Raw genomic sequence first — 12,616 nt, forward strand, 5'->3', positions numbered from 1 at the left:
CGCGGTTTTCCAAACCGCGCAACGGCTCGACGCTGCAAGCCCGCCAGAGCGGCAATCTGCCTTTCAACTTCGGCGGCATGACCAGAAGGTCAATGCCGCCTCGTTTCAAGGCACCTTGCTCGCTCTGGCGGGCTTTCGCTGTCCGCGCCAAAACATCGGCGTTGCCGGGCCGGCACTTGGGGACGTTCCTTTTCTGCCGGCACCTGGGGACACTCCTTAGCCGTTGGGGGCGTTCTTAAACGACTAGTCTGGGCGGCGGCCGTGTGCTGCTGTCCGCGTGGCGGCGTATAATCGGCGGCAGATGACTTGGACGTTAGGAAACCATGACCGATAGCATGCAGCAGATGGCGCTCGACACGCTCGGCGCCTATTTTGGCTACACCTCGTTTCGCCCGGGGCAGGACCGCATGGTCGATGCGATTCTTGCCGGTCGCGATGCGCTGGGTGTTATGCCCACGGGCGCCGGCAAGTCCATTTGCTACCAGGTGCCCGCGCTCATGCTGCCCGGCATCACCTTTGTGGTGAGTCCGCTGCTGTCGCTTATGGAGGACCAGACCCGTGCGTTGCTCGCGGCGGGTGCGCGACCCAGCTATCTCAACTCCAGCCTTACTCCGGCCCAGCAAAACACCGTGCTCAAGCGGGCGCGCGAGGGCCGCTACCAGCTTATGTATGTGGCGCCCGAGCGCTTGCTCGAGCCGCGTTTTTTGGCCTTTGCGCAGGAGGCTGCGGGTTCCGCCGGCATTGGCGTGCCGCTCGTGGCCATTGACGAGGCCCACTGCGTGAGCCAATGGGGCCAGGATTTCCGTCCCGCTTACCTGCAGATTCGCGAGTTTATCGATTCCCTGCCGCAGCGCCCCATCGTGGCGGCCTTTACCGCTACGGCGACCGAGCGTGTGCGCGCGGACATTCAGCAGATGCTTGGCCTGCAAAACCCCGCGACGGTAGTGACGGGCTTCGATCGCAAGAACCTCTACTTTGGTTGCGAGGAGATGGGCGACAAGGCCAAGACTGCCTGGGTGCGCGACTACGTGATCGCGCATTCGAGCGAGAGCGGCATCGTGTATTGTTCGACCCGCAAGACAGTTGATGCGCTGGCGGGCGAGCTTGCCGAGGCACTGGGCCCCAGCGGCATTCGCGTTGGCCGCTACCATGCCGGCATGGGCAACGACGCCCGTCGCCAAAGCCAGCGCGCCTTTATCGACGACGATATCCAGGTGATGGTTGCCACCAACGCCTTTGGCATGGGCATCGACAAGCCCAACGTGCGCTACGTGATCCACAACAACGTGCCCGAGAGCATCGAAGCCTACTACCAGGAGGCGGGCCGCGCCGGCCGCGATGGCGACCCGGCCAGCTGCTACTTGCTGTGGAACGGCAACGATTTTCGCATGCGCCGCTTTCTGATCGACCGCGGCGATGCTGCCGATGAGGCGCTTGACGAAGAGCAGCGCGCGTGGGCGCTTCAGAACCGTTATCGCCTGCTCAGCCAGATGGAGGGCTACTGCAATACCACCGGCTGTCTGCGCGAATACATGCTGCGCTACTTTGGCGACGAGGCCGCGGCCGAGCATGCGGCTGCGGCCGGTGCGGGCAGCGCCGCCACGGACGATGCCGAGGGCTGCGGCAACTGCAGCAACTGCCTTACGCAGTTCGAGGCCGAGGACGTCACCGATATGGCCCGCGCCGCTGTGCGCTATGTGGCCAGGCGACCCATGCGCTTTGGCAAGTCGCTGATCGCCGACGTGCTCCACGGCGGCAACACCGAGCGCATTCGCCAGATGCATCTGGACGAGGACCGCGGCTACGGTGAGCTGTCGAGCGAATCGGTCGGGCGCATCAAGGACATCATCGGGCAGCTGTGCGGTCGCGGTTATTTGGCCACCTCGCAGGGGCAGTACCCGGTCGTGGGACTGGGTCCGCGTGCCGGCGAGGTCGAGGACGAGGCGTTCGCCTTTACCGTTAAGCGCCGCGCGTCCAAGCGCAAGGCCTCGGCCCGCGCCCGCCGCGCCGTCGATCTGCTGCGCGAGGAGGCCGAGCTGGACCAGCACCCGCGCGTTGGCGACGATGCCGAGCTGTTCGAGCGCCTGCGTGCTCTCCGCAAGGAGATCTCGACCGAGCTGGAGATGGCGCCGTATATGGTCTTTTCCGACAAGGCCCTGCGCGGCCTGTGCCGCCTGCGTCCGCAGACGCGCGAGGAGCTGATCCAGGTCAACGGCATTGGCGAGAAAAAAGCCGACGCCTTTGGCGAGCAGTTTATGGCGGCGATTGAAGAATTTGAGTCCGAGCATGCACGGAATGGAGCATAACGATGGCATCCGATGATAAAACCGAGCGCACTGAGGTGTCCGCTGTGCCGCTGTACCAGCAGGTTATGGACGACCTAAAGGGCGAGATCGCGCGTGGCGTGTACGCATCCGGCTCGCGCATTCCTTCCGAGATGGAGCTCGCGAAGTACTACGGCGTGGGACGCATCACCGTGCGTCGCGCAATCGAGGAGCTGTCGCGCGCGGGGTATCTCAACCGCCAGCAGGGGAGGGGCACGTTCGTGTGCGCGCCCAAGCTCAAGCGCAAGATTGTCCAGAAGGGTGATGTTCAGAGCTTTTCCGAGGGTTGCGCTGCCAACGACATGGTGCCGGGTGCGCGCCTGGTATCGCGCACGGTGGTTGCGGCGACGCGCGAGGACGCGGCGTTCTTTGGCGTAGAGCCCGGCTGCGAGCTTATCGTGGTCGAGCGCGTGCGCACGGCCGACGGCATCCCCGTCATGCTCGAGAACAACGCCTTTGTGCTGGCTGACCATCCCTATCTGCAGACACTTGCCGATAAGGACCTCACCGATAACTCGATCTTTGCGCTCGTTGCCGAGCATTCGGGCCGCGCGCCGCTCAAGTCCGACCCTTGCACCGTGGAGATTGCGCTTGCCGATGCTCAGGCGGCCCCGCTGTTGGAGGTGCCGGTCGGCGAGCCGCTCTTCTATATGGAGGCGTACTTTACCGATGCGGACGAGCGGCCCTTGCTGCTCGGACGCCAAAAGATCGTGGGCTCGCGCTACGTGTTCGACATCTAACGTCCATAGATAGAACAACATAGAACAAGTTTGGTGAAATGACTTCACGAGCGTCGTCGTGCGTGCTATAAATAGGACAACATAGAACGACCGCAGGTACGAGCTGTCGTCGTTCAAAACCGCCACACAAGGAGGAGCATCACCGTGAACGCACGCGATCTGGTTCAGGAAATTATCGAGCGCAAGGGCAAGATTGAGAACGTCTTTTGGATCGCCTGCGGCGGTTCGATGATCGACCTGATGCCGGCCAACGAGCTGCTCAAGCGCGAGGCCACCACGTTTGCCTCGACGGTCTACACGGCGCGCGAGTTTTGCCTGATGGCTCCCAAGAGTCTTGGCGAGAAATCACTCGTCATCGCCTGCAGCCACAGCGGCAATACGCAGGAGGTCGTCGACGGTTGCGAGATGGCGCTGGCAGCCGGCGCCGAGGTCGTGGCCATGACCGACTGCGAGGGCTCCAAGATTGATAACGGCAAGTGGACCACCTGGGTCTATCCGTGGGGCGAAGGCGTGCCGCAGGCCGAGGTTCCGCAAGGCATCGGCGTCCTGATGGCTGCCGAGCTGCTCGACCAGCAGGAGGGTTACGAGGCACTCGCCGACATGTACGCCGGCCTTAAGCAGATGGATGCGCTGTTGCCCGCTGCCCGTGAGAAGGTCAACGCCGAGCTGGGCGATCGCTTTGCCGAGCTCTGCCAGCAGCATAAGTTCTTCTATATCCTGGGTTCCGGCCCCAACTTTAGCCAGACCTATGCCATGGCCATCTGCTCGCTCATGGAGATGCAGTGGCAGCACTGCTGCTACATCCACTCCGGCGAGTACTTCCACGGCCCCTTCGAGGCCACCGAGCCCGGCGTGTTCTACTTTGTGCAGCTCGGATCGGGCGAGTGCCGCCCCATGGAGGAGCGCGCGCTGGCGTTCCTCAACACGCATACCGATACGGTAATGGTGCTCGACGCGCTCGAGTATGGCGTAGGCGACGTGCCCGCCAGCGTGCGTTCGTACCTGGAGCCGATCTTCTTCTACAACATGAGCTGCGAGCTGCGCGCCGCACGCGGCAAGGTGTTCGATCACAGCCCCGAGGTTCGTCGCTACATGGGCATCGAGCGGTACTAAGTAACGGGAAAAGCATTCACCTTCGATTCGCAAGCGTGCCGTGTGAGTCAAAAAGCGGGCCGCGCCGGTAGTATTCCGGCGCGGCCCGCTTGGTATCGCGCTTAGATTCGCGAGATTGCGGCGATTGACGGCCTACTTGCCGACAACGCCCTCGGCATCCCACCAGTCGAGCTGGGCGATGTTGTCGCGGATGTGCTGACAGCTCTTGTGGAAGCCCTCGAGCTCGTGCTCGGACAGGTCGAGCGTGTAGACCTCCTCGACGCCCTCGGCACCGATCACGCACGGCAGGGAGGTGAAGATGCCCTCCTCGCCATACTGGCCGGTCATAAGCGTAGAGGCCGAAAGCACGGCGTGCTCGTCGTGCAGCACGGCGGCGCAGACGCGAGCGGCGGAGTTGGCGACGGCGTACTCGGTGCACTGCTTGCCCTGGTAGGTTACGTAGCCGCCCTTGCGCGCGAGTTCCTCGGTCTCCATGTGGTCGAAGGCATACTTGTCGGGGTTCTCGGCCTGAAGTTCGTTGAGGCTCTTGCCGGCGATGGTTGCGGCCTTAAAGGCGGCGAGCTGGCTAAAGCCGTGCTCGCCGATCATGTAGGCGTCGATGGACTTGGGGCTCACGCCGACCTTCTTGGAGATCTCGGTGCGCAGGCGGGCGGAGTCCAGGCCGCAGCCCGAGCCGATGATCTTCTTGGGATCGTAGCCGGTCAGGTGCCACAGCTCGGTGCACACGACGTCGCAGGGGTTGGAGATGCTCACAAAGATGCCGTCAAAGCCGGCGTCGACGATGCGCTTGGCAAAGGTGCGGGCGGCGTCGGTGGTAAAGAACAGCTCGCCGTCGCGGTTGCCGGCGGCCAGCGCGACCTTGCCGGCGGCGTTGACGATGACGTCGCAGCAAGCAAGCTCCTCGTAGTGGTCGTAGCAGTTGACGATCTTGGTGTTGTACGGGACAAACGAAAGGGAGTCGCGCAGGTCCTGGACCTCGGACGTCACCTTGGCCTCGTTGATATCGCACAGGTACAGCTCATCGGCAATGCCCTGCATGAGCAGACTGTTGGCAACATGTGCTCCTACGTGGCCCTGGCCGACCACACCGATCTTACGCGTTTGGTACATATATGTATCCTTTCGGCCGAGTTTTTTGCGTCGAACCATTGTAGCGTCCTGCTGCCACTTTGCTATGCTAAAGCGCCATAGATTTTTGGGCATGCCTTAATCTCTACTTTTGGAGCGATTTGGGCCGCTGACGGTATCGCTGGGCGATGTGCTCGCGCGGACGGGGCCGCTCGTTGTACCATAGCTGCAACTGACTCGTAAGGAGCATCCATGCCCATTCGCATCCCCGACGCCCTCCCTGCCGCCGCGCAGCTCGAGAGCGAGAACATCTTTGTCATGACCGAGTACCGCGCGCTGCACCAAGACATCCGCCCGCTGCGCGTGCTCATCCTCAACCTCATGCCCACCAAGATTGCCACCGAGACGCAGATCATGCGCAAGCTCTCCAACACGCCGCTGCAGGTGGAGGTGGACCTGCTGCGCACCAAGACGCACGAGGCCACGCACGTGAGCGCCGGCCACTTGGAGACGTTCTACCGCACGTTCGACGACATCCGCGACATCCACTACGACGGCCTGATCATCACGGGCGCCCCGGTGGAGCAGATGCCGTTCGAGGAGGTCGACTACTGGCCCGAGCTCTGCCAGATCATGGATTGGTCCACCACGCACGTGCACTCTACGCTGCACATTTGCTGGGGTGCACAGGCCGGTCTGTACCATCATTACGGTATCCAGAAGTACGACCTGCCGGCAAAGGCGAGCGGTGTGTTCGAGCATTATCTGGTGAAGCCGCAAAGCCCGCTGGTCCGCGGCTTCGACGACCGTTTCTATGCCGTGCATTCGCGCAACACCGATGTGCGCCGCGAGGACGTGGAGGCCGAGCCGCAGCTTGAGGTCGTGGCCGTGTCCGACGAGGTGGGCTTGTACATCGTCAAGTCGACCGACAGCCGCCGCTTCTTTGTCTTTGGCCATCCCGAGTACGATACCGACACGTTGCGCTTGGAGTACGAGCGCGACGTGAAGCGCGGACTCAACCCCCAGGTGCCGGCGCATTACTTCCCGAATGACGACCCCACCGCCGAGCCGCGTAACGTCTGGCGCAGCCAGGCTCAGCTGTTCTACACCAACTGGCTCAACTACTACGTCTACCAGACCACGCCCTACGACCTGGCCCGCGCCGGCGAGGAGCACTAGGCTGTGATGGTACTGCTGTAGCCGTGGCTGCGGCTGTGCTCGTGGCATGACGAGCGTGGATTATCGGACACACGAGCGTGGATTTTCGGGCGTTTACAAATCGAGCGTGGATAATCTCCCACTTTTGGCTTGAAACTAGACTCAAAACGGGAGATTATCCACGCTCATTTTTTATATGTAGATGCCGATGGCTCGGCTAAGAGACGGTGCGTGAAGAGGCCAAGTCGCATTCGGCGTAGTCTCGTATCTCGACGGGTTTTTCTTTCTGATAATCCGATGGACACAGGCATCTAAATGTGGAGACAGGGACCTCTCGGTAAGGCTTCTGCCTGCAGATATAAGCCATCAGCCTAAAACGTCCAAAACCGTCAAGCATTTGGTCAGTGCCTGGACAGCATTTGGTTAGACTTCGCATGAAACCGTCTGGTACGTTTGCGCCGTTCCATGAGTTGGGAGGCGACATGGGAAACATGACGGCGAATCAAAGACTTACAAGTCACATTAAAGCATGCGAACAGCAGATGAGTTGCGTGTACGCGCGCACGGCGGCGGAGGCAAAGCAGATTGAGCGGCGGGCGGAGGCGGGAAGTCTAGAGGCGGTCATGCCGGGGCTGTATGCGCGTCCGGAATACTGGTCCGAGCTCAAGTTTCGGCAGCGTTATCTGCATCGGGTGCGGGCGCTTGCGCAAAAGCACCCCGACTGGACATTTTGCTCCTATACGGCGGCTGTTATCTATGGCCTTTCGGTTTCGCATGCCAATTTGACGCACATCCATATCGCCGCGATGCCGGCCCAATCGACGACGCCGGGCTCTCAGGTCATTCGTCATCGCTATGCTCGTCAAACACGGGCCACCCAGATGGATATCGCCGTAACCGATATCGATCAAACGATTACGGATTGCTTGGTCGATGCATCGTTTGTCGAGGGACTGATCATCGCGGATTCGGCACTCCATGAGCAACTTTTGTCGAAGGAGCATCTCGTTGAGACGGTCGATAAGCTTGGCCTGAATCGTCGCGGTGTTGTGATGGCGCGCAGGGTTGCGCGGTGTGCCGATGGCCTGTCGGAAAGCGGTGGCGAGTCCAAGGCACGTGCCCTGATGATTGAGCGCGGCTGGCAGATGCCGGAGCTGCAAGTTGAGCTGTTCGACCCGGTTGAGCCGGGACGGCCGTATCGCGTCGACTACTTGTGGCGCGTGGGCGACCAGCTGATTATCGGTGAGTTCGACGGATTCGTTAAAAGCGAGAAAGCGGCGGAGGAGGGCAAGCTCGCAAAGGCGCAGTTCGATGAGCGTCAGCGCGAGTCGAGGCTTTCGCTGCTTGATAACTGCAAGATCGTGCGCTTGTGCTGGGATGATCTAAGGGATCCGACAAAGCTCGATCGCAAGCTCAAGGTCGCCGGCGTGCCGCGTGCGTGCTGAGGCAGTTGCAAGGCGTTTGGCTGCACGAGCGTGGAAAATCAGACGGACGAGCGTGGAAATCTGGACGCTTGTTGAATGAGCGTGGATAATCTCCCACTTTTGGCTCGTAAGGGGGCCCAAAGTGGGAGATTATCCACGCTCATCTTGCGGGTGCGAAACAGCGGCGATCAGGCGCTGACGATGTGGGGCAGCGGCAGGTCGTGGGCGTCGGTGGGAACGTGGCCGACGCGCTGCTCGTCAAAGGCGATGCCGATGATTTGACATGCGGGCGAAAGCGTGGGTAGGTAGCGGTCGTAGCAACCGCCGCCGTAGCCCAGGCGCGCGCCGGTTTGGTCGAAGGCCACGAGCGGCACGATAATCATGTCGAGAACATCGGCAGGCACGATAGGGAAGCGATCGCTGTCGATGTCCATGGTCGTGAAGGCCCGCGTGGGGTGGGCGATAAACGGAGCCGCGGACGCATCGTCGACAGCAACTGCCCGCATGCACATGCGCTGGCCACAAGCTGTGGCTTCGGCTGCCGAGAGCATGCACGGATAGGCCACGCGCCAGTCGCGTTTGGCGGCCGCCGCGGCAAACGCGGCAGGATTGACTTCGGAACCCATCGCGGCATAGACGGCAACGGTGTGCGGTGCCGCGGGATCCGAGCGACCCAGTCGCTCAACAAGCCGCGCACAGATAACGGCAGACTTCGCCGCCCGCACATCCAAATCAATCGCATCGCGCCGGGCAATCACCGCTCGCCGCAATTTAGCCTTGTCCATCCCAACCTCCTCTAGCAAACCTGCCAAAAAGGGACAGGTTTATTTTGGCAGGTTTTATCTGGGCAAACAGCAAAACAACCACGAAGGGGATACATGCACCTTCGTGGTGGTCTGTGTTGTGATGGGTGTCTGCGGCGGTTTGTCTCGATCTGTAACAGTAACTCGGCAAAATTGGACTTAGATGTTACAGATTGAGACAAAGAGCTGGTGCCGTTCGGGAACGTCTCGATCTGTAACATCTGGAGCCGATATTGCCGTCTAGATGTTACGGATCGAGACAAACCGCCGCGGTGGGCTGCGCCGCCTCGCCCAAGCCGCAGAAAAAGGTAGATTTCCGGGCATGTTCCAAAAATCTACCTTTGTGCGTTAGCCCAGCAGGTCGACTACGTTAAAGCCGGCGTTGCTCTTGGCGATGACGTCTCGGCCGCCAAAAACACAGGTTGGCGATTCGGCCGCAATGCGCGTCACGTCGGCACCGAGCGAGCGAAGCTCACCGGGCGTGGCGGCGAGCATCTGGGCGCGGCGCTCCTCGCGTGCGTGCGGATCGAGCCCGGCCAGGTAGGTCGTGTTGCGGCGCTTGGTGAGCGCGTACGGCTTCACCGGCGCGTCCATGCCGCTCACGCAGCTTACGATAAAGCCCTCAAAGGCAGCCTCGTCGGGCTCAAAGCTGCCGAGCCATTCGCCTGCGCGCGCCACACGCTCAATCGAGGGGTCGATTGCTGGGTCGCGGTAGGTGTAGAACGCCGTCTGGCGCTCGCCGGCTGCGCGGAATCCGCAGCCGTACGCACCGCCCTTCACGCGAATCTCGTTCCACAGGTAGTCGTAGGAGAGCGCGTTGGCGGCAACCGCCCAGGCGCCCGTCACGTCGATGCCCAGGCGACGCGGGTCGGACGCGCTTGCCGCAAAGCAGATATCGCTGGGGATGACGAAAGCCTCGTGGCGGTCGCGCGGCGTCGGCACCACGAGAGCGTCGCGGCCGGCATCGGCACCATCGCCCGCACCCAGCCCCAGGTCGCCCGCGGCATCCCAGTATGCGTCAAAGTCCTCGTTGCTGCCGGTAAAGCTCGCCATGCAGCCATCGGCCACAAAGATGCGCTCCGCCAGCTCGGCAAGCTTGGTACGCAGCCCGTCCACGCGCTCGTCAAAGTGCTCGAGCAGATTGCGCAGGAACAGGTAGAAATCTACGCCCGAAAGCTGCTCGCGCACCACGGCCGAAGGCGAGCTGTAGCTCATCGCGCGACCCAGCGCCGCCGAGTGGCCGTTGTTGATAAAGCCCTGCTCAAGCCCAATGCGAATCTGCGTGAGCACGTCGCGAACGCGGTCGGCGTCGGCATCGAGCAAAAGCGTGCTCGACCACACCTCGCGCGGCAGGCTTACCAGTGCGTCGATCTTTTCGGACAGGGCGCCGGCGCTCACCAGCAGGTAGGGGCGCACGTCGTCCACGTCGGGCTGCGTCATGACCTCGGTCGTAAAGCTCAAAAAGCCGAGCTTGCCGGCGAGCAAGTTGTCGAGTTCCTCGGCCGAGTGCTCGCGCGTGGGCAGCTGCTTGAGCAGGCGGCAGAGCAACGTCACGTAGGGCAGGTCCTCAAATGCGACGCAGCTCAGGTCGAAGTACTGCATGGCGTAGGCCAGGCGGTTAGTGGGGATGCCATGGCGCAGGCAGGGGATGGGCGCGGTTGTGTCCACAACGAGCGGCGGCTCGGGGCGTGCCTCGCCAATGTCGGACACGCGCAGGCGCGGTAGCGTGGCCTTGGCCTCGGGCGTGTCCTCGGCCTCCTGCGCGGCACGCAGCGCGGCCGTGCGCTCGGTCACGTCCGCCAGCTCGGCATCGGTCATGGCGTCGCGCTTGGCAGCTAGCTCGGCAGCTTCGGCACTCTCCGCACCCTCGGCAGCGTCCACCGGCACCAGCTCGACCAGCGCCATGTGATCGTTTTCCAGCACGAGCTCGCGCAACAGGTCCTCAAAGTAAGTGCCGTTCAGCTCGCCGCGCAGCTTCTCGTACACCGGGCCGTACTTGAGCGCCAGCGTCGCGGCGTCGTCATCGTAGAGCCACGTGCTCAGTGCGTCGCACGCAATGGCCACGCCGTCGGCGATGCCATAGTCGCGCTGGCGCAGGTCGTATTCGTTGCTGCTGATGATGGCCTCCAGGCGCTCGCGCGGAACGCCGTGCTCACACAGGTCGCGGCAGGCGTCTTGGAACACGCGACGCAGCTCGCGCGCCACGCCGGGCTGCGCGTTTTGCAGCATGATGAGCTCGTAGGGCTGCAGGCTCTCGGCCGCGGTGTAGCTCACCACGTTGCCGCCCAGGCCGGCGGCCAGAATGGCCTTCTTAACCGGCGCTTCGTTGGAGCCCAGCAGTGCCTCAAACAGGATGTCCGCCGCGATCGTGCGCTTGCGATCGAGCGCACTGCCCAGCACCAGGCCCAGGCCCACCAGGGCGTTCTCGGGCGTGGTGGCCATCTCGATGCGCTTGTACTCGCAGGTCACGGGTACCTGCACGCCCAGTGGATTGGGTGCCAGCGCGGACGGGTCCTCGCCGGCGGCAACGGCGGCGTCCATGCGGCGGCTCGCAGCGCTCGGCTGCGACAGATAGCGCTCGTCCAAAAACGCCAGCGCGCGGTCCACATCCAGGTCGCCGTAGAGCGTTATATAAGAGTTGGAAGGATTGTAGTGGCGCGCGTGCGTGTCCAGGAACTGCTCGTAGGTGAGCGCGGGAATCGCGCGCGGGTCGCCACCGCTCTCGTGTGCATAGGCGGTGTCGGGATAGAGCGCGGCGTTGACGGCATCGTCCAGCACACTCATGGGGTCGGACAGCGCACCTTTCATCTCGTTGAACACCACGCCGTTATAGCGCAGCGTGCCCTCGCGCAGGCTCGCGGAGCCGCCCTCGCCCTCGCCCTCGACGCTCTCCGGCAGGTCCAGCTCGTAGTGCCAGCCCTCCTGCTCAAAAATGGTGGGCTTGGTATAGATGGCCGGGTTGAACACCGCGTCCAGGTACACGTCCATCAGGTTGTACAGATCCTGCTCGTTGGTGGTGGCAACGGGGTAGATGGTCTTGTCGGGGTAGGTCATGGCGTTGAGAAACGTCTGCATGGAGCTCTTGATCAGATCGACAAACGGCTCCTTGACGGGGAACTTAGCCGATCCGCACAGCACCGAGTGCTCAAGAATATGGAACACGCCGGTGGAATCGGCCGGCGGCGTCTTAAAGCCAATGGCAAAGGCCTTGTTTTCGTCGTCGCATGCCAGGTACAGCAGGCGAGCGCCCGAGGCAGTGTGTCGCAGCACGTAAGCGTCCGAGTCGAGCTCGGGCACGGTCTCGCGGCGCTCGACGGCAAAGCCGTGGCAGGTAGTGCCGGGCACCAGCAGTGTAGCGGCTGCGGCGCGCGGGTCGGTTGAGGTGGTGGGCATATGCAGTCTCCTTTGACGCCCCAGCGGGGGCGAATCGAGTCGAATCCTCGAGAGTATACCCATATGGGGCCGCGACCCTGCGGCGAACTGGAGACGATGCAGCCGGATTGGGCATAGGTCCCGCGTGCCCGCCGCACGAGCGTGGAAAATTGGACACTCGCCAAACGAGAGTGGATATTCGGACGGACGAGCGAGGATTTCCGGATACCTATCGAACGAGAGTGGATATTTGGACGGAATTTGCCGCAAAAGCCCCAAAAACCGTCCAAATATCCACTCTCGATATCCGACCGTCCGAAAATCCTCGCTCGTCCATCACTCGCGTATCTCTCGTCTCTCATTCGTCTCTAATATGAGAGATGACAGGAAGATGAGAGAAAAATATGAGAGATAACTGAGCAGCAAAGAGACAGGCAATCATGGTATTGTCTCAATACCGATTGTTCTACCAGCAAAAATATGTATAAATGAAGCAAATGGTAGACATTCCATCTCTATCTATCTCTTATCTCTAAGCCGAGAGATAGAGAGATAGATGAGAGATAATTACGAGAGATAACTGAGAGACGAAGGAAATCCATTCGCGGCATTCT

The 12,616-nt window shown here is 61.9% G+C and carries 8 protein-coding genes; 5 read left to right on the forward strand and 3 right to left on the reverse strand.

Annotated elements, in window-relative coordinates; genetic code table 11:
• Positions 1-323 precede the first annotated feature (323 nt).
• The 3 genes from I2G40_RS00220 (at position 324) to I2G40_RS00230 (ending at position 4,177) form a co-directional block, all read left to right on the forward strand.
• The gene (locus tag I2G40_RS00220; RefSeq protein WP_195543787.1) at positions 324-2,306 is read left to right on the forward strand and encodes a RecQ family ATP-dependent DNA helicase; all 1,983 of its coding nucleotides are present in this window, start codon (positions 324-326) and stop codon (positions 2,304-2,306) included.
• 2 nt (positions 2,307-2,308) lie between these two features.
• Positions 2,309-3,064, forward strand: coding sequence for a GntR family transcriptional regulator (locus I2G40_RS00225; protein ID WP_148332768.1), 756 nt, complete (start codon positions 2,309-2,311; stop codon positions 3,062-3,064).
• A gap of 144 nt (positions 3,065-3,208) precedes the next feature.
• Complete coding sequence (locus tag I2G40_RS00230; RefSeq protein ID WP_195543788.1) at positions 3,209-4,177, forward strand: SIS domain-containing protein; 969 nt, start codon at positions 3,209-3,211, stop codon at positions 4,175-4,177.
• A 132-nt stretch (positions 4,178-4,309) separates the two neighbouring features.
• Here the strand turns inward: I2G40_RS00230 and I2G40_RS00235 are convergent, their stop codons facing one another.
• Positions 4,310-5,287: an L-lactate dehydrogenase gene (locus tag I2G40_RS00235; protein WP_195543789.1), complete on the reverse strand. Its 978-nt coding sequence runs from the start codon at positions 5,285-5,287 to the stop codon at positions 4,310-4,312.
• Between the two features lie 210 nt (positions 5,288-5,497).
• Here I2G40_RS00235 and metA point away from each other — a divergent pair, with 210 nt between their 5' ends.
• Together metA and I2G40_RS00245 are read left to right on the forward strand one after the other, a co-directional pair.
• Positions 5,498-6,424, forward strand: coding sequence for a homoserine O-acetyltransferase MetA (gene metA, locus I2G40_RS00240; protein WP_117583845.1), 927 nt, complete (start codon positions 5,498-5,500; stop codon positions 6,422-6,424).
• Positions 6,425-6,885: 461 nt separating this feature from the next.
• Positions 6,886-7,848 (forward strand): hypothetical protein, encoded by a 963-nt coding sequence (locus I2G40_RS00245; RefSeq protein WP_195543790.1) that lies wholly within the window; start codon positions 6,886-6,888, stop codon positions 7,846-7,848.
• 167 nt (positions 7,849-8,015) lie between these two features.
• On the opposite strand, the gene I2G40_RS00250 is transcribed toward I2G40_RS00245, so the two are convergent.
• Together I2G40_RS00250 and I2G40_RS00255 are read right to left on the reverse strand one after the other, a co-directional pair.
• Positions 8,016-8,612, reverse strand: coding sequence for a 5-formyltetrahydrofolate cyclo-ligase (locus I2G40_RS00250; RefSeq protein ID WP_195543791.1), 597 nt, complete (start codon positions 8,610-8,612; stop codon positions 8,016-8,018).
• A gap of 366 nt (positions 8,613-8,978) precedes the next feature.
• Positions 8,979-12,023, reverse strand: a complete 3,045-nt coding sequence (locus I2G40_RS00255; RefSeq protein WP_195543792.1) for an insulinase family protein — start codon at positions 12,021-12,023, stop codon at positions 8,979-8,981.
• Between the last annotated feature and the right edge of the window lie 593 nt (positions 12,024-12,616).

Source organism: Collinsella aerofaciens, from assembly GCF_015558785.1.
Taxonomy (GTDB): Bacteria; Actinomycetota; Coriobacteriia; order Coriobacteriales; family Coriobacteriaceae; genus Collinsella; species Collinsella aerofaciens_P.

Coding starts and splice junctions, on each gene's coding strand:
- I2G40_RS00250 (WP_195543791.1), bottom strand. CDS start 8,612: ATGGACAAGGCTAAATTGCGGCGAGCGGTGATTGCCCGGCGCGATGCG.
- I2G40_RS00220 (WP_195543787.1), top strand. CDS start 324: ATGACCGATAGCATGCAGCAGATGGCGCTCGACACGCTCGGCGCCTAT.
- metA (WP_117583845.1), top strand. CDS start 5,498: ATGCCCATTCGCATCCCCGACGCCCTCCCTGCCGCCGCGCAGCTCGAG.
- I2G40_RS00235 (WP_195543789.1), bottom strand. CDS start 5,287: ATGTACCAAACGCGTAAGATCGGTGTGGTCGGCCAGGGCCACGTAGGA.
- I2G40_RS00245 (WP_195543790.1), top strand. CDS start 6,886: ATGGGAAACATGACGGCGAATCAAAGACTTACAAGTCACATTAAAGCA.
- I2G40_RS00255 (WP_195543792.1), bottom strand. CDS start 12,023: ATGCCCACCACCTCAACCGACCCGCGCGCCGCAGCCGCTACACTGCTG.
- I2G40_RS00225 (WP_148332768.1), top strand. CDS start 2,309: ATGGCATCCGATGATAAAACCGAGCGCACTGAGGTGTCCGCTGTGCCG.